The organism is Algoriphagus chordae (assembly GCF_003254055.1).
GTDB classification, from domain to species: domain Bacteria; phylum Bacteroidota; class Bacteroidia; order Cytophagales; family Cyclobacteriaceae; genus Algoriphagus; species Algoriphagus chordae.
This window is the reverse complement of record NZ_QKZT01000009.1, coordinates 113,237-135,225: the sequence shown is the minus strand read 5'-3', so window position 1 is coordinate 135,225 and position 21,989 is coordinate 113,237. Positions and strand designations below refer to the sequence as shown.

The 21,989-nt window shown below is 40.5% G+C and carries 17 protein-coding genes; 7 read left to right on the top strand and 10 right to left on the bottom strand.

The genetic code is table 11. The features are described 5' to 3' along the window. Positions 1-179 precede the first annotated feature (179 nt). Positions 180-1,277: a chorismate mutase gene (locus tag LV85_RS11600; RefSeq protein WP_111319558.1), complete on the bottom strand. Its 1,098-nt coding sequence runs from the start codon at positions 1,275-1,277 to the stop codon at positions 180-182. Between the two features lie 600 nt (positions 1,278-1,877). Between LV85_RS11600 and LV85_RS11595 the strand changes: the two genes are divergently transcribed. Beyond that, a complete protein-coding gene (locus LV85_RS11595) occupies positions 1,878-3,056 on the top strand; it encodes a proline dehydrogenase family protein (protein ID WP_111319556.1) in 1,179 nt (392 codons plus the stop codon). Positions 3,057-3,324: 268 nt separating this feature from the next. Next, complete coding sequence (gene lysS / locus LV85_RS11590; RefSeq protein ID WP_111319554.1) at positions 3,325-5,031, top strand: lysine--tRNA ligase; 1,707 nt, start codon at positions 3,325-3,327, stop codon at positions 5,029-5,031. 315 nt (positions 5,032-5,346) lie between these two features. Here the strand turns inward: lysS and LV85_RS11580 are convergent, their stop codons facing one another. The 6 genes from LV85_RS11580 to LV85_RS11555 all read right to left on the bottom strand — a co-directional run bounded on the left by LV85_RS11580 (position 5,347) and on the right by LV85_RS11555 (position 10,798). Next, complete coding sequence (locus LV85_RS11580) at positions 5,347-6,876, bottom strand: MutS-related protein (RefSeq protein ID WP_111319550.1); 1,530 nt, start codon at positions 6,874-6,876, stop codon at positions 5,347-5,349. Between the two features lie 353 nt (positions 6,877-7,229). After that, positions 7,230-7,685, bottom strand: coding sequence for a DUF4268 domain-containing protein (locus tag LV85_RS11575; RefSeq protein WP_111319548.1), 456 nt, complete (start codon positions 7,683-7,685; stop codon positions 7,230-7,232). 2 nt (positions 7,686-7,687) lie between these two features. Then, positions 7,688-8,551, bottom strand: a complete 864-nt coding sequence (locus LV85_RS11570; RefSeq protein ID WP_111319546.1) for a ChaN family lipoprotein — start codon at positions 8,549-8,551, stop codon at positions 7,688-7,690. Beyond that, entirely contained in the window at positions 8,544-8,909 is a 366-nt protein-coding gene (gene folB / locus LV85_RS11565; protein ID WP_111319544.1) for a dihydroneopterin aldolase, read from the bottom strand. The genes LV85_RS11570 and folB overlap by 8 nt, the downstream gene beginning before the upstream one ends. Then, positions 8,909-9,880 carry a DivIVA domain-containing protein gene (locus LV85_RS11560; RefSeq protein ID WP_111319542.1) on the bottom strand — a complete coding sequence of 324 codons (972 nt, stop codon included), beginning with the start codon at positions 9,878-9,880 and terminating at the stop codon, positions 8,909-8,911. Before LV85_RS11560 ends, folB begins: the two co-directional genes overlap by 1 nt. 3 nt (positions 9,881-9,883) lie before the next feature. Beyond that, positions 9,884-10,798: a WD40 repeat domain-containing protein gene (locus LV85_RS11555; protein ID WP_111319540.1), complete on the bottom strand. Its 915-nt coding sequence runs from the start codon at positions 10,796-10,798 to the stop codon at positions 9,884-9,886. Between the two features lie 35 nt (positions 10,799-10,833). Here LV85_RS11555 and LV85_RS11550 point away from each other — a divergent pair, with 35 nt between their 5' ends. Together LV85_RS11550 and LV85_RS11545 are read left to right on the top strand one after the other, a co-directional pair. Continuing rightward, positions 10,834-11,463 (top strand): 4'-phosphopantetheinyl transferase family protein, encoded by a 630-nt coding sequence (locus LV85_RS11550; RefSeq protein WP_111319538.1) that lies wholly within the window; start codon positions 10,834-10,836, stop codon positions 11,461-11,463. After that, entirely contained in the window at positions 11,464-12,042 is a 579-nt protein-coding gene (locus LV85_RS11545) for a redoxin domain-containing protein (RefSeq protein ID WP_111319536.1), read from the top strand. On the opposite strand, the gene LV85_RS11540 is transcribed toward LV85_RS11545, so the two are convergent. The 3 genes from LV85_RS11540 to LV85_RS11530 form a co-directional block, all read right to left on the bottom strand. After that, positions 12,039-12,881, bottom strand: coding sequence for a transglutaminase-like domain-containing protein (locus LV85_RS11540; protein WP_111319534.1), 843 nt, complete (start codon positions 12,879-12,881; stop codon positions 12,039-12,041). The genes LV85_RS11545 and LV85_RS11540 overlap by 4 nt on opposite strands. 57 nt (positions 12,882-12,938) lie before the next feature. Further along, complete coding sequence (locus tag LV85_RS11535) at positions 12,939-14,534, bottom strand: acyl-CoA carboxylase subunit beta (protein ID WP_394336120.1); 1,596 nt, start codon at positions 14,532-14,534, stop codon at positions 12,939-12,941. A gap of 320 nt (positions 14,535-14,854) precedes the next feature. Then, positions 14,855-15,655, bottom strand: coding sequence for an N-acetylmuramoyl-L-alanine amidase family protein (locus LV85_RS11530; RefSeq protein ID WP_111319530.1), 801 nt, complete (start codon positions 15,653-15,655; stop codon positions 14,855-14,857). A gap of 118 nt (positions 15,656-15,773) precedes the next feature. On the opposite strand from LV85_RS11530, the gene LV85_RS11525 reads away from it, so the two are divergent. The 3 genes from LV85_RS11525 to LV85_RS11515 all read left to right on the top strand — a co-directional run bounded on the left by LV85_RS11525 (position 15,774) and on the right by LV85_RS11515 (position 21,610). Beyond that, positions 15,774-18,452, top strand: coding sequence for a putative LPS assembly protein LptD (locus LV85_RS11525; protein ID WP_170125613.1), 2,679 nt, complete (start codon positions 15,774-15,776; stop codon positions 18,450-18,452). Positions 18,453-18,672: 220 nt separating this feature from the next. Further along, positions 18,673-19,014, top strand: a complete 342-nt coding sequence (locus tag LV85_RS11520; RefSeq protein WP_111319528.1) for a PadR family transcriptional regulator — start codon at positions 18,673-18,675, stop codon at positions 19,012-19,014. Then, positions 19,004-21,610 (top strand): FtsX-like permease family protein, encoded by a 2,607-nt coding sequence (locus LV85_RS11515; RefSeq protein ID WP_111319526.1) that lies wholly within the window; start codon positions 19,004-19,006, stop codon positions 21,608-21,610. The genes LV85_RS11520 and LV85_RS11515 overlap by 11 nt, the downstream gene beginning before the upstream one ends. Positions 21,611-21,989 lie beyond the last annotated feature (379 nt).

Below are 21,989 nucleotides of genomic sequence, written 5' to 3'. Positions count from 1 at the left end.
TGAATTAGCTCAGTGTTTATGAATTTACTTTTTCTGGATATTTTGTTGCAAACCATACCTTCTCGTGTGTGTCCAAATCTTCCAACTTCCTTTTGCTTTCCGAAGTAGACTTCGGTCAACTGTCTTCCGTCAAAATAATTGGGTGCAGAGAATTATAGAATGAAAATCAATCCAAGTCGTTACTTCTTCACAGGATCAGCTTCTCTAAGCTGCTTTTCTTGACGCTTTACTGACTCTTCGTGAATACAATAAAGTAACTCCTTCATGAATTTCTCACTTAGGTTCTTTGAAGTACCTTTTTGAGTACGACTTTCCATTACATCTTTCCAGCGATCAGACTGAAATACTGATAAGTGATGCTCTCTTTTGTGTGCACCGATCTGATCGATCACTGCGAATCTTTCCTGAAGAATATCCAACAACTGATCATCCATATGATCCACCGCTCTTCTTAGATCGTTCAGGCGCTCACTTGGCTGCTCAGATTCAATTGGTTTTTTGAAGTCGATAGCATCCAGAATTTCTTTCAAACGAGCTGGAGTTACTTGCTGCTTTGCATCAGACCAAGCTTTGTCCGGATCATGGTGAGTTTCGATCATCAAACCATCCAAACCGAAGTTCATCGCTTTCTGAGAAATCTCAAGAATTCCATCTCTCTTACCTACAATGTGAGAAGGGTCATTGATCACTTCCATTCCAGTCCATACGCGCTTCAAGTGCATAGGCATAGACCAGTTTGGCTTGTTTCTGAATCGCTTGTCATAAGAATCAGAGAAACCTCTGTGAATAGCTGCTAGTTTGGTCAAGCCAACTGCATGGAATCTCTCCAAAGCCCCAATCCAAAGATCAAGATCAGGATTCATTGGGTTTTTCACCATCACTGGAATATCAGTTCCTTTCAGTGCGTCAGCAATTTCTTGTACCGCAAAAGGGTTCACAGTAGTTCTTGCGCCTACCCAAACTACGTCCACATTATTTCTAAGGGCAATTTCAGCATGAGCTGCATTTCCTACTTCTACAGTGATAGGAATGTTCAAGTGATGACGAACGATTTCCATCCACTTCAGTCCTTCTTCTCCGATACCTTCGAAACTTCCTGGTCTAGTTCTTGGCTTCCAGATACCTGCACGGAACATAGATGGGATCACATTGTTTTCCTTCATTTCGATACAGATCTGCTCGATTTGCTCTGGAGTCTCCGCGGAGCAAGGTCCAGCGATAATAGTTGGGCCTGTTAGTCCTAGGCCCCAGTCTTTGATTTGCTTGTGTTCTTTCATAATACTGAGCGTTAAATAAAAAAAGCCCGACTCTTTCGAATCGGGCTTTATGTGTTTATAATTTCTTTTTAGTTTTTGGCTAGGCAATACACAACTCCGATTCGATTTTGTCTTCGAAAGTAAAAGTAAAAGAAGCTAAAATATTTCGCTGCTGTGTTTAACATGTGCCAAATGTAAAGTGGTGATTTTTAAAATCAAAATTAATTTTTCGGCACAGGTATTATTTAATCCTCAATAATTCAGTGATTTCATTGAAAATTTTAAAATCTAGCCCAAAAATCAAAGGCTTTCAGAATTTAATTCTGATTTTATCTCAAATACTTCTTATATAGTCTTTAAAATATTTTTTTGAATAAGTTTAAAAGCTTTAAAATTGAAAAGGGGATAGGATCTGTTATTTGAGGCTGTGGTCAGAGAAGACTATAGCCCTTGGGAATTGATCTTCTTTGTTCTTGCGAGTACTCCATGTGGTTGGTTAGTGTAGCAGAGTTTTTAGCCGAAAGAAGGTGTTTTCTGCGACTCAACACATGGTTCATTTATCCTAATAAAAGGAAAGTAGAAGCAGTTTTTTTAATATCTTTGCAGCTTTATTTATGAAATATGACTGCAAAACCCAGTATTTCTTTTGAGAATCTAAAGGTCGCCTTTGCCTCAAAATCTGATGCAGAACTCAGGAGAATGCACCTGGTTTTTGCCATGTTGAATAATAAATTTGTTGCGGATCTAGGAATAGTCCTGACCAAAATTGGTTTTGCTCTTCATTTGCCTATCAAAGGAATAATGAGACAGACGATGTTTGGTCACTTCTGTGGAGGAGAGACAATCGCTGAATGTACCAAAGCTGCTCAGGATTTAGCGAAATATGGAGTGCTGTCTACACTCGATTATTCAGTTGAGGGTGAAGGTGATGAAGCGAGCTACGATCAGAGTTGTGCTGAGATCTTGAAAACTATAGATAAAGCAGAAAACCAATCCTCTTTGCCATTTGCGGTTTTCAAGGTGACAGGTCTTGGGGATTTCCGGATTATGGTGAAGGTGCAAGCTGGAGAAAAGCTTTCAGAAGAAGAGAGTTTGGCTTTCGAACGACTGAAGAATCGATTTGATCAGTTGTGTAATGCAGCTTTTCAGAAGAATATAAAAATACTCGTGGATGCGGAGGAGTCATGGTTTCAGGATGTGATTGATACTATGACATACGAGGCGATGGAGAAATACAATAGGGAATCTTGTATTGTCTATAATACCTATCAAATGTACCGTCACGAAATGCTGGCTCGTCTCAAAGCTGCTGAAAAGGTTGCCAAAACCAAGGGGTATTTCTTGGGAGCAAAGCTAGTTCGTGGTGCTTATATGGAAAAGGAAGCGGAACGTGCGGAAGAAATGGGCTATCCAAATCCTATTCAGCCTAATAAATCCGCCACGGATAGGGATTACAATCTTGGGGTGCAGTTTTGCATAGAAAATGACATTTACTTAGTATCAGGTTCTCATAATGAAGAAAGCAACCGTTTAGTGGTTGAACTGATGGAGAAACATGGTATTGCAAGGGATTCTGAGCGAATTTATTTCGCGCAGCTCTATGGGATGAGTGATAATATTTCATTTAATCTAGCCAAGGAAGGCTATAAGGTCTTGAAATATTTGCCTTATGGTCCAGTGGAAAAGGTTATGCCATACCTGATGCGTAGAGCTTCTGAGAATTCCAGTATTGCAGGACAAAGTAGTAGGGAGTTTTCGATGATTAAGAAGGAGATCGAGAGAAGGAAGGGGAGTGAGTGATTAGTTGACAGTTTGCAGAGGTCAGTTGACAGTTTGGTCAGTTTACAGTCGCAGTTTAGGGAGTAGTAAGAAGTGAAAAGTTAGAGGTGTAGGAAAGAGAGTAGATGGTCAGTTTCAGTGATATATTGCCTTTGGGGATGAGAAAAGTGAAGGGTAGTAAGTGGTGAGTAATAAGAAGTGAAAGGTTAGAGGTTGAAAGTTCGGTGTAAGCATCGGTCATCTGACACCCAACAAAATAAAAAGAACAACAAATTTCAAATTATATAGAATGCAAGTTTTAAGCGAACAGGAAATAGAAAGACGTAAAGACCGGGAAGAACTGATGAAGCTAGGGATCAATCCCTATCCAGCTGAGGCGTTTCCGATCAATGTCAATGCGGAGGATATTCATCGTAACTATGAAAATCGCAAGAATGACTACAAGAGCATTTCGATAGCTGGGCGATTGATGAGCCGTAGGATTATGGGTTCGGCTTCCTTTGGCGAGATCCAAGATGCTACAGGTAGACTACAGTTCTATGTGCGTCGCGATGATATTTGCGAAGGCGAAGACAAGACTTTATATAATACAGTATTTAAAAAGCTGTTGGGAATCGGTGATTTCTTAGGCTTGAAAGGATATATTTTTACTACTCAGACTGGAGAGATTTCCCTTCATGTGACCGAATTGACTGTGCTTTCTAAGTCTGTGAAGCCACTTCCCGTGGTAAAGCGTGACGAAGATGGAAATGTGCACGATGGATTTACAGATCCAGAGATGCGCTATCGTCAGCGCTACGTGGATTTGACTGTGAATCCTGAGGTAAAGAAAACCTTCATTACACGTTCCAGAATCATTAGCCAGATGCGTCGTTATTTTGACGATCATGGATGGCTAGAGGTGGAAACACCAATTCTTCAGGCCGTTCATGGTGGAGCAGCTGCGCGTCCCTTCGATACGCATCACAATACTTTAGATATGCCACTTTTCCTCAGAATAGCCAATGAGCTTTATCTGAAGAGATTGATCGTCGGTGGATTTGATGGAGTGTATGAGTTTGGGAAAATGTTCCGAAACGAAGGTATGGACCGTACGCACAATCCAGAATTTACTTCCATGGAAATCTATGTAGCCTACAAAGATTATATCTGGATGATGGAAATGGTGGAGGAACTGATCGAGCAGGTGACTGAAGCGATTCATGGCAAAACCAAACTAACAGTTGGGGCAAATGAGATCGAATTCGCTGGACCATACAGACGATTGACCATGTACGATTCCATCAAGGAATATGCAGGTATCGACGTAAGCAAGATGGATGAGGAAGGCCTACGCAAGGTTTGTGCAGAAATGGGTATTGATACCGATGAGACAATGGGTAAGGGCAAGTTGGTAGATGAGATCTTCGGCGAGAAGGTTGAGGCCAAGTTGATCCAACCAACATACATCACAGATTACCCTATTGAGATGACGCCTTTGGCGAAAAAGCATAGAACTGAGCCAGGTTTGGTAGAGCGTTTTGAACTGTTTGTCAACGGTAAAGAAATCGCAAATGCATACACTGAGCTTAACGATCCTATCGATCAGCGTGAGCGCTTCGAAGATCAGTTGAAGCTAGCTGAGCGTGGTGATGATGAAGCTATGGCTATGGATGAAGATTTCCTTCGTTCATTGGAGTACGGAATGCCACCAACCTCAGGTTTGGGAATCGGTATTGATCGTCTGACTATGTTGTTGACTAATAATACTACTATACAAGAAGTCTTATTCTTCCCTCAGATGAGACCTGAGAAAAAGCAGGTGGAAATGACCGAGGAGGAAAAAGGAATATTTGAATTGTTGAAAGCAGAATCTCCAGTGGCAATTGCCGACTTGAAAGGCAAAGCTGGATTAAGCGGCAAGAAATGGGATGTAGCAATGAAAGGCCTTACCAGCAAGGGCGTTGCGAAAGTGACTAAAGAAGGTGATGCTATCACGGTATCACTAGTCGACTAATTCCAAATTGATATAAAAATAAAACCGGGCTGTGAGGCTCGGTTTTTTTTATGAGTATTTTTTTAATAGCAGGATTTGTTGAGCATCGAAGGTCTAAATTCAAAATAGACTCATCGCTTCTTCTGTAACCCTTTGGACTTTTCTCGCATGACACTAAAAAGGACCAAGAGACAAATTAGAATAAAAGAAATCCCTAAATATCCCTCAATTCCAATATAAGTGATCTCCTTCCGCTCCAAAATCCATATAATCAGATTAAGCCAAGCTAATCCAATCAAAAATTTAGTAGGAGTAGTCATCTTGTTGTTCATCAACTCAATTTTTCATGTTGTTTAATTTATCTCTGATTTTGCCCAATATTTCATTGGGATAGCCCATATCTCTCAGCACGAAAACAGCATTGGTACTATCCAAAACCCCAGATCTGAGTTGGAAATCATATTGATATTTACCAGCCATATCCTGTCCCGTAAAGTAGAAAAACATAAAAGCCGGAAGCCCATTAACCAGCTCCAAGTCATGCGTGGTGGCAATCACTATAGAATTCTCCTTAGCTAGTTGGTTGAGAACTTCTGAAGATATCACCAGTCGCTCACGACTGTTGGTTCCTTTGAAAATCTCATCGATCAAAAGCAAGTTGAAACCTTCCTCATTTTGAACTGAGAGCATTTCCTTCATCGTCTCGGCCTCACTGTAGAAATAACTTTTGTCACTTTCCAACTCATCAAACGTCTGGATAGACGAATAAATACGAAGCTTTGGAACTGTCATCTCCGTTGCGAAAACGGAATTAATTGTCTGGGCCAACAGGCAGTTCAATCCTATGATTCTTAAGAATGTACTTTTTCCTGACATATTTGCACCTGTGATCAAAACGCCATTTTGATCAATCAAAATAGAATTTCGGATAGATTCTGAAACTAAAGGATGAAGCATCCCTTTGCCATCTACTTGGAGCGAAGCACTCTCTCGAGGCAAAGTGATCGAAGGATCCATCTGTCTAAGTTGCCCAAGGGATAGCGCAAAATCCAGGTGAGCAACGTACTCAAAATTTTCTTTAATCAATTTTTGCTTTTCGCCTATCTCTTTGAGAATTGAAAAATAGAGTATGGTTTCGATGAGGAATGCAGCCTTAATTATCTCCAAAATATACCCAGCCAATTCCGCTAATTCACTAAACCCTTTTATTCTCGGTTTGAGCATGGATGCCTTAAAAATGAGTGGTCCTACCTTTTCGATTTCAGGCTGCTTTGTCAAGTGGATTTTTTGCTTTTTTGACTCTAGGAGAATCACCTTTGAAATTGCTAGCATCTCTCCAAGCTGACCAAATGTCCTTGACTCAAGAGAAACTGTCAGTTTGCTCCAATAGTGGATTATGAAATTGCAAGTGATTACTAGTATCGCAGGAAAAATCATCCATTCAATGAAAAGCGACGAGATCACACTAATAAGAGAAAGTCCCGATAGAAGGTAAAACAAGATGATATACCAGGGGTTTTTAGCTGTGTCTCTTTGAAAAACATTACACAAAAAATAGGAATCATTCTTTGCTAAGATTTCAAGCTTGCTCATCAAAAATGATTTAAAACCTGGGTTTTTCTCAATTGTTTGAATTGTTGATTCTAAATTTTCATCCACCAAAGGCCCCTGCTTCACCAATCGAAGCGAAGAATACAGGTATTGTTCTCCGTATTTGGTATGGGTATGATCAATTTTAGAAAAGACCTCATCCATCCCCAGATCATTCCAAAGCTTGGAAGAAATATCTTGAAAAAAGCTAGTCCTATCTGATTGCTGATAGTACTTACTGATCCTGTCAAAATCCAGATTGACTAATTTCTTCATTAGATTTAAGTAAGATTACCTTTTCTGATTTTAAGAAGTAAAAGATAATTAATTCAAGGCAACTAAAGGATTAAAATTCTTGCTGCCACAAAAAAAAGTGGTCATCCTCCTAGGCTATGAGATCCATGCTCCAGACTAATAGAAGTTCTGGGGGTATTGTCAGGGGTCTGTGCTAAACTTAGATTTGATATTCCAAAAGTAAGCAGCAAGGACAATGCTGTAGCATATAAAATTTTCATCATTGTATTTTTATTGATCCTAATTTAATATTTCCAGCATGCGGCTAAGCTGGATCTTGAAATTTCCTTCGATTAGAGATTACATTCGACCTGAATCCAAACGGCCCTAAAAATTCAGCTCTCAAATCCTGGCTTGACCAGCTCCCAAAACTCATCCAATGCGATAATTCTTGGTTTAAGAAAAGAAATGATTTCTGGCCAATCCTTTTCATCCATGACATTCACCACCGGCAATATTTTTTCAATTCTGGAAACGATCTGCCCAAACTCATTTTCCTGATGCAATTTCCATGACCATTCCTCTCCTAGAGTCGATTCTAGGATTTTACGCAGCTGCCCAAACTGATCGAAATACAATTCCTGCAATTCTTCGTCGGGATGCCCAAGCTCAATGCCAATGGATGCGAAATCACGCTCTGCCTTCATCCGGAAGTAAATATTACGAACGCCAGTTTTGTAATTCGGCCAATTGATTCTTCTTCCTTCCGCATTCGGAATTGGCTTCATGTACTGCCCAAAGGCAATCCAAAACTCCGAACGGATTCTCGATGTTTCAGCTTTAGTGTACAATACTAATAGGTAGTGTGGCTGTCAGATGGTAGCACCAGAATAATCTCACCTGCGTTAGCATTTTCATCATCTAGTTGATCTATCTGATCTTGCGTCACAGTATGGATATTCAGGATTTCCAGTTTTGGAAACTCTCTTTTTAAGTACCAAAGTATACCTTCTCCGTCTTTGGAATGGTATGATCCATTGATATGATAAATCTGCTTTCCTGCCTGTAGAGGCTCAAAAAGTGACTCCGCCATAGTCGCATCTTTCAATGCCTGTGCTTGAATCATAAAATCAGAATTTCCTGGGGCTCCATGCATTATGTCCTTCATGGCTACATATCCTGGCATGCTTATGTCCACTTCCATCGGCAGCTTCGCAAAGTAAGTTTTGGCCTGAGGGGAAAGTGAATCCAAAGAAGACAAGCCTTTTTTGCTGACTAAGGAAGCATACTTCCGAGGAACATTTGTTGCAATAAAGCTAAGACCATTCTCTTTTGTGTAGCGCAAAACAGGACGGTAATCAGTAGTATAATTCTTCCAAAGTTTGGCTTCAGACTCGAAGCTGCTTTCAGTGATTTGATCGGCAAACCATTCGTCTAGGTTCAGTTGATCTTCTCTCTCAAAAATCTCTGAGCCTACTACCAAGTCTGGGTTTTCAGCTTGTAACCCCTTGAGCACTTGTAGCTGAAGCCAATGCCCCAAACTATTATTATGAAGTTCTCCAAAGAATACTGCATCAGACTTCTCCGCTGCTTTGAGCACTTGTTTGAGGGTGACTTTTTTCCCTTTGTTAGTGAAAAATTGATAAGCTTCTCCCTGAGCTTTGAGGGTTCCAAGAGAACAAAGCAACAGTAGGATGGCTAAGAAATAATTACGCATAATCTTCAGGGTATTGGATTTGAACGGAGGAAAAACTCACTAGCCCTCCCAGTGCCGGGTGATGTTTTTTGAGGGTTAATCTGATTTGACTGGTGTCTGGATAGACTTCCAAAATATCCGTCACGATCATATGCCCAAGATGTTCTAACAATTTCACCCTTACATCCATCCTTGCTTTGATCAGTTTGTAAAGTTTAGAATAATCCACCGTCGCACTCAGATCATCATGAAGCATAGCTTGACGGAAATTGGTTTCGAGTTCAAGATCCAAGGTAAAGCGATTGCCAAGCACAGTTTCTTCTGGATATGCCCCGTGATAGGCGTGGAATTCAATTCCCTCTAGGCTTACTTTCCCCATCAGTCGAATTGGTCAAAAAATGATCCCGATTCGTTCTTAGGCTCATCCTTGTGCTTTGCTTGTGTAGCTTGAGGTTTGATTGACTCAGCAATTGGTTTTTGTTTCACTTCTTCGCGTTCTTCAATTTCCTCTTCCAATTCTTCGATATCCTCTTCAAGAGCCTCGTCTTCCAGCTCCATCTTGGTATCTTCCATTTCTAATTCTTCTCTTTCCTGCTCATTGATTTCAATTTCCAAATCAGGAGTAGATTCCTCTGCTTGCTCTTCGATGATTTCTTTTTCAGCAACAGGACTATCTTCGATTTTATCTGCTATTGGCTCTTCAGTTTCGTAGCCCAAGTTTTCCAGATTTGCAAAAGTAAAAGTCTGGGATCTGCTCAACTCGTCAATAGCTCGTGCATGAGCCTTGGCATCTATTCTAGAGAAATGCGCTTCCGAAAGTTCAATCTGATTTAAAGAATCTTGGGCAATGCGCTTCAGACTTTTTACCATCCCTTCTCTTTGCTCTGCTAATCCTTCATAGGATCTTACCAAGCCTTGCATGCTTTCTCTCAGCTCTACGATGGTTTCCTTTGCCTTGGTCTCAGCGGCTCCGATAAGAGCAGCAGCCTGTTCCTGCGCTTGCTTTTTCGAATCCGCTACCATCTGATCTATATGCTTTGTGGCATTGTCGGCTGTTTCATTCGCCTCTGAAATAATCAAATCAGCTGCTTCATTGGCCTCTACGATAATCGCTGCGCCAGTGTCTTCGGCAGTTTTCAGGGTACGGAAAAGTGATTCCTCCACATCCTTTAAGCGTTTTGCCTCGGCTTCTGTATTTTGAAGCTTTGTCTTCAGCTCCATATTTTCTTTGTGAAGCGCATCTACTACTTCACTTATCTCATCCAAAAACGTGGTGACTTCCTTTTTCTCATATCCTCTAAATCCAACTTCAAAGGTTTTTTGCCGAATGGCTGCAGGTGTAATCTTCATGGGTTAATTTGCTTCAATTTGCCAAATAGAAATAGTACGGTCATCAGACACAGAAATTACATTGCCTTGATAGCTACTCCAAATTACCTTGTTTATGGAAGTGCCATGGCCTGCGTTTCTTGCCTTGTCGATGACTTTGAGGAGTTTTTTTTCAGCTGCATCCCAAATCTTAATTGACTTGTCCATGGAGCAGGTGACTAGGAGATTCCCGTCCTCCTTGAAATATAAATAATTAATGGCATACATATGTGCCACGATGGTTTCTTCTAAGGAATAGTTCTCTGTTTCCCAGAATTTCAGTCTTGCATCCCTTCCTGCACTGACCAATATAGATTCATCTGGAGAATAGGAGAGGGCGAAGACAGAGTTGGTATGATCGGTCAAGTTAGCGAGTGGCTGGAAATCATTGGACAAATCTAAAATCTTCACCGAATGATCACTCAGGCCCACTGCCAGTTGACGTTTGTCCTTCGCCAAAGACATGACTCTTACACTTTTTGAACTCAGTTTGATATGCTTTTTGATAGATTTTGAATTGATATCCACCACAATCAACACACCATCTCCAGTACCGATATAGGCTTCGTCACTATATACTTTGATATCAAAGATTGCCTGATCTGTCAATTTCAATGACCAGATCTCTTTACTCTCACTGAGATCGATGACATGGATTCCTTCGAAATTATGTCCTATGAATAGAAGATTTCTTGCTGGATCTGTTGCCAGAGCATAAACTGAATGCGGAAGCCTAGCGATCAACTTGCCATCTTTGGGATTATCCAGATTCCACTCCACTACCATTCCATCTCCAGCGCCGGTATAAAAAAACCTAGGATCACAGCCTTCTGTCAATGCATAGATACAGTCATTGTGCCCAGTTAGTGTTTGTAATTTATTAACTTCTATTTTTGACATATATTGGACGGAGACTTAGGGTACCCTTCTGGCCTATGCAAACAAAAATAGAAAAAATAGATTCTTCCTCGGCTTTAGCCATCAAGATTATCGAAACTCAGGACGAAAATGAGTTGGATTTCCTCAGCTTTCGCGAAAAACTATCTTACGCCAATATTTCCCATCTGGAAAAACGACGAGAATGGGCAACTGCGCGTATGGCAATTCGTGATGCGTTGGAACTACTGCATGTTCCATATCCTGGGTTTTTCAAAGATGAGCATGGTAAATCTCAAACAATGAATGGACATGGATACATGTCTCTTTCGCATACAAATGGATATGCCTCCGCGATTTATCATAGAGATACTCCCGTGGGAATTGACATGGATTTGATTCGTGAGAAAATCCTGAGAATAGGATTTCGCTTCTTGGATCAGGCGGAATTGGATTTCTTGGAAAAAGATCCGCTGCATTATACGATGGCATGGTCAGCTAAAGAGTCTATCTTTAAATGTCAGGGAAAAAGAGGGGTTTCATTTAGAGAAAATATATTGTTGGAACCATTTGATTCGAAGACCGGAATCATCAAAGGTAAGATCCGAGGGACGGATTTTACAGATCATCATTACACAGTACAAGTTCGAGTGATCTCGGATGTAGTACTTACTTACACCATTTGGTAAATGAAAAAATTAAGCTTTGCCTTTCTTATACTGCTATTCACGACTTTTTCGCTAAGAGCTCAAAGCCTACAAGAAATTAACCTGACGGATGCCGTGACTAGCAAAGTCATCAATATTCAATCGCAAGTGAATGCAAAAGGCCTGGTTTTGATTTTCCACAGCTTGGCTTGTCCCTTTGCCAAAATGTACGAATCACGCTTGATTGCGTTGAGGAGCAAGTACCAAAATCAGGGATTTACTTTTATGCTAGTGAATCCTGAAGTCAGTGGTAAGGAGGAAGACAAATCAGCTTTACGTAGCTATATTGATCAGTCAGACATCAATATGTCGTACTTAGTAGATGAAAATCAGGCGCTGAGCAAATTATTTAAGATTTCTAAAATCCCCGAAGTTATTGTTCTTAGCCCAGGAGCCGATGGTCCAGTGGTGAGCTATAGAGGAGCAATAGATAATAACCCACAATCTGAAAGTGCAGTTTCACAACACTTTCTTGATCAGGCACTCAATCAGATATTGAAGGATGAAATGCCAAGTCCAAGCCAAGTCAGGGCTGTAGGTTGCAACGTGCGAACTTATTAAGAATTGAGTAAGTCAATTAACTCTTTGATTTCTTGAACCTTATCAGACTCACCTAGTTTTTCGAAGGAATTCTCGAGATTTCTGAACATTCGTAGCATTATCTGCAGGTGTGCACAGGGTTCGAAAAAAATCTCCTTTGGCTCAATCTTCAACTGCTCTAGGTAATTATTTATGTCCTTTCTGCTGAAAATCAGTCCTTTGTTAAAGGCGTTGATGTAGAAGGTGATATCAGCTGACTTATAGGTAAGTACGAATAGATTTGGGAGATTTACTCCGTAGATAGGCAAACCAAGTTTCTTGGAAACCAGCAAATAGATTGAGCATAAAGTCAGTGGATTCCCACGCTTGGAATCCAATACTGATGATAACATGCTATTGGCTGGCGAATGAAAATTTTTAGTGTTTGCAGAAAAACGGAGCTTGTTAAATAAGACATTATTAATAGCCTGTACCTGCTCGTAAGGAGTGAGATCATTTTTGAAAGCCGTCCAAACATCAAAGTATATCTGATGCATATCAGCATTGAGCTTGGCGTATTCCAGATCTGGATATTGATAGGTATTGATAATCCAAAGCCCCGTAAGCAAGTCGCGGTCATCCGTATCTCTCCAATCTATCAATCGTGCTTTGAGAAGCGAAAACTGAAGATCGTGCACCAATTCCTCTATTTCTTTTTGAATATCAGGATTGAAGCTATTCTCCCATTTTTTCTCCAGAAAAGGAATAATCTCATTGCCCAGAGAAATTATCCGATCCCTTACGTGCATTCTCACTTCCCGATCGGAATCATCTAATAGGGAAACTAAGGCGTTTAATTCTCCATCTGTCAATTCACTCATAGTCAAAAGGCTACGGATAAGTGGATAAAACTGTAAAATAAGATACTAATAAACTGTCTAAGTCTGAATCACTCCGACGTTAAATCTTTCGGTGATCGGTGCGTGATTGGCGGCTTCTATGCCCATGCTGATCACTTTCCGAGTTTCTCGAGGGTCAATCACTCCGTCTACCCAAAGTCTGGATGCTGCATAATAAGGGCTCAATTCCTCTTGGTATTTGGAAGTGATTTCGTCTAGCAATTCCTTCTCATCCTCTGGAGAAATCACCTTACCCTTCTTCTTCAATCCAGCTACTTTGATCTGAAGTAAAGTATTCGCCGCAGCTGCTCCAGACATCACCGCCATCTGTGCTGTAGGCCAGGAGTAAATCAGCCTTGGATCATAGGCTTTTCCGCACATGGCATAATTCCCTGCTCCATAGCTGTTGCCAAGGATAAATGTGAATTTAGGCACTACAGAGTTGGCCATAGCATTCACCATTTTGGCTCCGTCCTTGATGATTCCACCATGTTCGGCTTTGCTTCCCACCATAAAACCACTTACATCCTGTAGGAAAATCAAAGGGATTTTACGCTGATTGCAATTCATAATAAATCGAGCGGCTTTATCTGCTGAGTCAGAGTAAATCACTCCTCCCATCTGCATTTCGCCCTTGGAAGTTTTGACGATCTTACGCTGATTAGCCACTATCCCTACTGCCCAGCCATCGATTCTGGCTGTTCCACAGATCAGCGTTTTGCCATAATCCACTTTGTATTCATCGAAATCAGCCCCGTCTATTAGACCCTTGATGATCTCAAGCATATCGTATGGTTTCACTCGCTCAGTAGGAAAAACATCTACAAGCTTTTCACCTGTCATTCCAGGATCCTTTGCTTCTGTTCGATCAAAACCTGCTTTGTTATTGTGACCTATTTTGTCAAAGATCTTACGAATTGCATCTAGGCAATCTTGATCTGTGTCGTATTTATTATCTGTTACGCCTGAGATTTCGCAGTGAGTAGTGGCTCCACCGAGAGTTTCATTGTCAATGGTTTCTCCTATAGCCGACTTGACCAAATAAGATCCCGCAAGAAAAATAGAACCTGTCTTATCTACGATCATCGCTTCGTCCGACATGATTGGCAAATATGCCCCGCCAGCCACGCAGCTGCCCATTATTGCCGCAACTTGCACTATGCCCATCGCTGACATTTTAGCATTGTTGCGGAATTGTCGTCCGAAATGCTCCTTGTCAGGAAAAATCTCATTTTGCATAGGAAGAAATACTCCAGCGCTATCAACCAAGTAAATCACTGGGATTTGATTTTCCATAGCGATTTCCTGTGCACGTAGATTTTTTTTGGCAGTCATAGGAAACCAAGCTCCAGCTTTTACTGTCGCGTCGTTGGCTACTATCATGCACATTCTACCGCTGACATAGCCTATACCCGTTACTACACCAGCAGAAGGACAACCGCCTTCTTCGGCATACATTCCATCAGCCCCAAATGCGCCTACTTCCAGAAAATCAGTATCCTTATCACGCAAATAGTCTATTCGCTCTCGAGCTGTAAGTTTACCTTTAGCATGCTCTTTCTCTATTCTTTTTGCTCCTCCACCCAGTTTTACCTGCTCGTATTTAGCCTGTAATTCCTGAAGTAAACTATCCATGCTTGGCTTGGAATTTCCGTACGTTGATGTCATTTGTTAAGTTTGGGTTTAGTCAGTAAAACCATCGCTTTCAGCAAATAGTTTATGCCTCTAAGTTAAAAAAACAATCCTGAATTGGGTGAATAGTCTCAGTGATCAGTATTCAGTCTCAGTCCAGCTTCTGGAGAAGCAGGACAACGGAGTATTTAGTCTCAGTCTAGCTTCTGGAGAAGCAGGACAACGGAGTATTCATTCGTGACTGCTGTGGTCAAAGATGTTTCATGAAAAAAGCCCTTTTCCAAAACGAAAAAGGGCTTAATGATTCTAAGGGAAACTGAGAATTAATTCGCTTCTATAGACTCCTTGTAATCTCTGATCGATCTATAAATAGCCGAAGCCATATACTCCTTGCCTTGCTGACTCATCAGAAATTTTTCTTCAGTAGTATTCGACAAAAACCCTAATTCCACCAAAACGGAAGGCATAGAAGGAGTCCACAGCACATAGAACGGACCTTGCTTCACACCACGGCTTTTACGACCAACTCTATCTCTAAATTGAGTTTCTATATGATCCGCCAGTGTCACTGAATGCTCGAAGTGAAGCTTGGACAGTAAATTGAATGTCATATAGGATTCAGGAGATTTCGGATCAAAACCCTCATAATTTTCCTTGTAATTATCCTCCAAAAGGATTACTGAGTTTTCACGCTTTACAATATCGAAGTTGGCTTCAAAGTGCTTTGTACCCATGACGAAAGTCTCTGTTCCATATGCTGATTTATTTGCTGCAGAATTAGAGTGAATAGAAACAAAGAGATCAGCTTTGTTATTATTTGCTATCATCGGACGTTCTTTCAATGTCGGGAAACTATCATCCTTACGTGTATAGACTACTTCCACATCAGGCAAGTTCTCTTCAATATATTTCCCAACAAGCAGAGTAACAGCTAGATTGATGTCTTTTTCTTTTGATCTAGAACCAATATTTCCAGGATCTTTACCACCGTGGCCAGCATCTAAAACGATTTTTTTCATCCGAAACTTCGGCATCATTGTTTCGTTGTTGATAAATCCGCCAAATACAAAGGGAATGCATAAAATAAGACTAAGAAGAATTTTTTTGTTTTTCGACCGTTCCATGAGGGCAATAAAATTAACTTTACACGAAATTTCACTCTAATTAAATAAAGCGTAAGCAACAGTGCAGGGATTCAGGCTCTTTTTATTTTGCTTTTTTGGGCTAATCATTGTTCCGCTAATGGCGACTGCTCAAAACCCCGTTCGTGAACGTTCTGAGAAGCCATTAACGCTTCCTGACACTTTGATGCCACCTTCTAGGGATTTGATGGCACTGGATACCCTTCCTAATTCTGCTGATACGCTCGCGCTTTCTGATTCGACAAAAATTATGCCCAGGTCTGATATCTCTACAGATATTACCTACTATGGGGAAGATAGTATCGTTTCTGATTTTATCGAGAATAAAGTTTACCTCCACAACCAAGCTTGGTTTCAATATGGAGAGATGAGATTGGAGGCAGATCTGATTGTAATTGATTGGAAAAACTCCGAGTTATATGCATCCGGAGTCACGGATAGTTTGGGAAATGTAACGGGAAATCCATTCTTCAAAGACGGTCCCTCATCTTACGAAATCCGTAAGGAAATGCGGTATAATTTCAAAACTCAAAAAGCGATCATCAAAGATGTAGTCACTGAGCAGCAGGATGGAATTCTACGAGGCGAAGTCATCAAGAAAACCGAAGACGGCAGTATCTATATGGATCACGGTTATTATACTACCTGTACGCTCGTCAAGCCTCACTGGCATATTTCTTCCAATAAAATTAAATCTATTGAAGGTGGGCAGGTAGTATCGGGTCCTTTCAATCTCTATTTCAATGGGATTCCCACGCCTCTTGGTTTGCCTTTTGGTATCATCCCAAACACGCCTGAAGAAAAAGCTTCTGGTTTAATATTTCCTTCTTATGGTCAAGAGCAAAAAAGGGGGCTTTACTTACGTGACTTAGGTTATTATTTTGCCATCAATGACTTAATCCATGCGCGAGTAACCGGAGATATTTATTCGAATGGTGGCTGGGGACTTAAATCGCAGGCGGTCTATAAGAAGCGATACAGATATGGAGGCTCATTCAATATTGATTTTCAAAAGTTTAAATCTCCAGAAACAGAACTATACCCGGTAGATTATAACACCTTTCGCATCCAATGGTCCCACACTCCTGAGTCCCGTGGAAACAGCAGGTTTTCGGCTTCTGTCAATGCGGGTTCCACGAGTTACTTCAACAACATTGTCAACCCAAATAATTTCACTAATAATGTGACTTCTGATTTGTCTTCGAATATCAACTATACGAAGACCTTCACTGGAACACCATTTTCTATGTCAGCAAGCATGCGTCATTCACAAAGTGTGCAGACTGGGGAGGTGCAGTTGAGTCTGCCAACTATGAATCTGAGCATGAACAGGCAAAGTCCATTCAAAAACGTGAAATTTGAACCTCTGAAAACCTTGAATATTGCTTATAGTTTTGACATGCAAAATACTATCAGCAATAAAGTGACCCAGAATTTTGGTGTAGATCCAGATTTGGTAGAAGATACAGGTGCGCCAGACTTGGTGCCTTTTAAGCCTGCCAACTTTGGCTATTTATTGGAGAATGCTAATAACGGTGCCCGTAACAGAATCCCTATAAGTTCAAATTTCAGGCTTTTCAAGTATTTTACCGGAACAGCCTCTGCCAGCTTAACAGAACTTTGGTACCTCAAGCGTATCAATTACTTCTATAATCCAGCCGAAGAGCGAGTGGATAAAATCATAGAAGATGGGTTTAACCGGGTGACCTTTTATTCTAGCGCTTTTAGTTTAAATACCAATATATACGGGTTTTTCAACTTCAAAAAAGGGAAGATCCAAACCATTCGCCAGCTTATTCAGCCAGCACTTAGCTTTAGTTTTTCTCCGGATTTCTCCAATCCGTCTCTTGGCTATTACCAGGAGGTGCAAACTAATGCAGAAGGTGATTCACGTTTAATGTCGAGATATCAAGGGTTCGCATACGGTGGAGCGCCATTAGGAGAAAGTAGAGCAATGAGTTTTAATCTTAGGAGTGTATTAGAAGCAAAAATCATTGATAAGGCTGATTCTACGGGGGAAATGGCTACGAAGAAAATTCCAATCTTGGAAAATATTGACTTGAATTCCAGCTATAATTTTGCTGCAGATTCATTTCAACTTGCGCCAATTCGTATCTCAGCCAGAACTAGCTTTTTCAACAGAAGATTGTCTGTGAATATGAGTTCTACCATTGACCCTTATGCCACCAGAGCTTACGGCAATGAAGATGGTACAGAGACGATCCGATCCATCAATGAATTTGCATGGAAAAATGGACAGGGCATAGGCACAATTCGATCAGCTTCACTGAATATGAATACCTCCATCAATCCCAACTCTGCGCAAAATCAAGGGGAGGTTAGGGATCAACTCAGGGATGATTTTTTGGAAACAGGGGGAGTGATGAATGATTTTGTGGAAAGTGAAATCAATCGAATAGCTACGGATCCAAGTCAATACATTGATTGGGATATTCCGTGGAACCTATCGTTCGGGTACGTCCTAGCTTACAGTAAGCAGGTATCCGGAAATACAAATATCACGCAAACGATCAGTATGAATGGTGATTTTTCGCTCTCGGAAAAGTGGAAAATAAATTTCAATACAGGTTTTGATGCACAAACGAAAAAACTCACCCAGACGATGATCGGTATCGCCCGAGACCTTCATTGCTGGCAGATGAATGTAAACTGGGTGCCTTTTGGCGCATTTACTTCCTATAATATTGATATCCGTGTGAAGTCCACAATCCTCCAGGATTTGAAGGTCTCCAGAAGAAGATCATTTTTTGATAATTGATAAGCATAAAGCTCTCTCGATCTGACAAGCTTTAGTGAGGTAATTCATGTGCCCAAGCTCTGAAGGAGCAAAATAGCCCTAGTCAACCATGTTTTCTGATGATCCAATTCAGCTTTGAGATCTATATAAAAATCGACTGTAATTTTTTATTTGTTATATCATCTACAAATATGAAAGTAATCTATTACATTTACTTTTGTAAATATAATAGAAGAGGTTTATGAAAGGCTATAATTTGGGTGAATTAGAAGAGTTGATTCTGCTGACAGTAGGGATCTTGGATCAGGAGGCTTATGGAGTCGCTGTACTGGAAGAGATCAAAAACCAAACGGGCAGAAAAGTCAATATCTCCGCGATTCATACGGTTTTGAACAGACTTGAGGATAAAGGCTACCTGAAGTCCCATATGGGAGGTGCGACAGAAGAAAGGGGCGGGAGAAGAAAGCGTTTGTTCTCAATTTCGGCTACAGGCAGAGCTGCTATCGAAGAAGTTAAGAATGTCAGGAATAAACTCTTCGACCAACTTCCTCCTTTGGCTTTAGACTTTTCCCATGGATACTAAACTCAAGTATCATCCACCCAAATGGCCAGATCGATTTCTGGAATTCTACTGCAATCCCAGTCGATTGGAGCAGATACAGGGTGATGCGTATGAGCTTTTTCACATGAATTTGGAAGAGCGAGGACTTCGATATGCCAGATTCCGATTTCTCATCCATGTGCTCAGCTTTTTCAGATGGGGCAATATCAGACGATCCAAACCTTCTTATCAGACCTATAACCACGGAGCTATGTTTAAGAACTACATGAAAATTGGCTGGAGAAATCTCAGCAAACAAAAAGGAACAACCTTCATTTCTGTATTTGGGCTGGCTTGCGCAGTGGGTTGTTGTATGGTGGCCTATCTATTTATTGCACATATCTGGTTTAAGGGTATGCATCAGCCTAATAAAAACGAAATCTTCCAGCTTACCTATACTGTGGAGGAAGATGAAGGAAAGATTACTTATGGTACTGTAGCAGAACCGATCTCAGAACTGATACCAGAGAATCTCAATCAGGTCAAAAATCAAACTCGGATTCTAACCAATTTTTCAGTTCTGATTCATAATAATGAAAGCTTCTTGCAGCGCAGTCTGTATGTAGATTCAGGTTTTATGGAAATGTTTGAATACCGGATGGAATACGGATTTCCGGGAGCATTGAATGAACCGGATGAGGTGATATTGACCCATCAACTTTCAGAAAAGCTCTTTGGAGACACCCATCCCATAGGTCAGGAGATTTCTCTGGTCACTGATGGAACAGAAAAACTGTACAAAGTTGGGGGAGTAATGGCTGATCTGAATGATATGGATATGTTCAATTTTGACCTCTTGGTGAATATTGAGTCAAGTCACAATACAAGTTTAGACTTGCCACTGAAAGATGCCTGGAGTTCAGAGTTATGGACCTTTGTTCAATTGGAAAAAGGGACAAATCCTATGGACTTAAATCCTGGCCTGGCGATGCTTAAAGAGCGTCAAAATCAGATAAACCCAGAAAAACCATACTTAGATCTGGAGTTGGTGGCTTACACGGATTTGATCTATAAAGTGGATCAAATAGAAAGAGGAGTGAGGACTTTTTTGGGATTGGCACCTCAAATTGTCCTAGGAGCTATTGCTACTTTTATAATGATTTTGGCAGTATTCAATTACATCAATATTTCTATTTTGATGGCTTCTAGACGTCTCAAAGAAATAGGAGTTCGTAAGGTGATTGGCAGTAATAAGTGGCAGCTGATTGCACAGTTTCTCAGCGAAAACCTCTTGGTCTGCCTTATGGCCATAGTGCTAGGATCGTTATTGGCAGCTTTTTTATTCTTACCTGGATTCAATGATATCGCCTCCAAAAATCTGAAAATAGATCTATTTAATGATAAATACATCTGGATGTTTTTAGCTGGGATGTTACTTTTTATCACCCTAGTTTCTGGATTGTATCCTGCGATATATATCACTTCTTTTAAGCCAATTCACATCCTCAAAGGCAATCAACAACTGGGGAGCAAAAGTGTTTTTACCAGTGTATTGCTGACTTTCCAGTTTACGCTTGCTATTATCAGTATCGTAGCGGGAGTTGCATTTGTACAGACGAATTATATCAATTCAAATCGAGATTGGGGATATGAGAGCTCAGATAAAATAATTGTAAATGTTCCAAGTCCTGAGGACTATACCCCACTTAAAAACAAATTCGCAGCACTTGCTTCAGTCAATGAAATTAGTGGAAGTCAAGATTATGTAGGGAATTGGATACGGGAGGAAGAGCTGATTTATGATGAGCAAAAATATGAGATCGGCCTATTGAATGCGGAGGCTAACTATTCTGAGGTATTGGATTTGAAGCTGAAACAAGGCCGGATGTTCAATCCAGCCCTCATTTCTGATACTGAGGAATCAATTCTTGTCAATCAGAAATTCCTTGATCGATTGGGACTCAGTTTTCCGTTAACCAAAAAAATCACCCTGGATAGTGTTGGTTATAATGTAGTAGGAGTGGTGGAGGATTTTCATACTATATACTTTCAGAGTTTAATTGATCCGCTGGTGATCCGAGCATCTCCTGACAGCACATTTAATTACCTCACGCTAAAGATGAGTGCAGGGACTGCAGCCTCATCTATGGAAGAGGTAAAGAAAATATGGCATGAAACTATCCCAAGAGGGCTTTTCGAAGGCAAATTGCAAACAGAAGTTTTTGACCATGAAGTCAAAGATGTGCAGGGAGTAAGTAAACTCATTTTATTTGCAGCTATCCTGGCTGTTGTTTTGGCGGCACTAGGTCTTTTTGGCTTGGTCTCCTTGAATATGAATTCACGCATCAAGGATTTCTGTGTGAGAAAAGTGTTTGGTGCTGACCTGGGTGACCTGTCCATGAAGCTCGCCAAGCGTTATCTGATTATTTGGGTGATAGCATCTGTGCTGGGTGGAGGACTAGCGATTTTTCTTGTTTCTACATTTCTCAACAGCTTCTTTGCTTTTCACTCCGGGGTAGGTCTGATTCCACTAGGCTTGGGTTTTTTGGTGCTATTCTTAGTTATAGTCGGAACAGTGAGTTCGCAGATTATGAAAATAGTGAAGGCAAATCCAGCCCGTATTTTGAAAGCGGAGTAAAAATAAATAAATCTCCTACAAAAGGCTTCTCTAGTACAGGGAAGCCTTATGCTGTTATAATTGGTTCTATTATATATAACTATTTTTGAAGTATATGTCAATCAAAATAGGCATTGATTAGATGTGTCAACCAAATATCAAATTAGTAGTAAACCTATTCAATGATGATTTTTTTGATTCTGCCAAATAAGCAAAAGGGTATATTACCTTTTTAAAAGATTGGCAAAATGCCAATTTCATTGCTGTACCTTGATCAAAGTATAGGTTTTTAACTTTTTGCGAAAAAACTGCTTTCAGTAATTTTTTTTGCCCTACATTAGGGCCTTAGTCCTAATATAGGGCTGTTGGTCTAATTTATTTCTACATAAGATTTTACAAA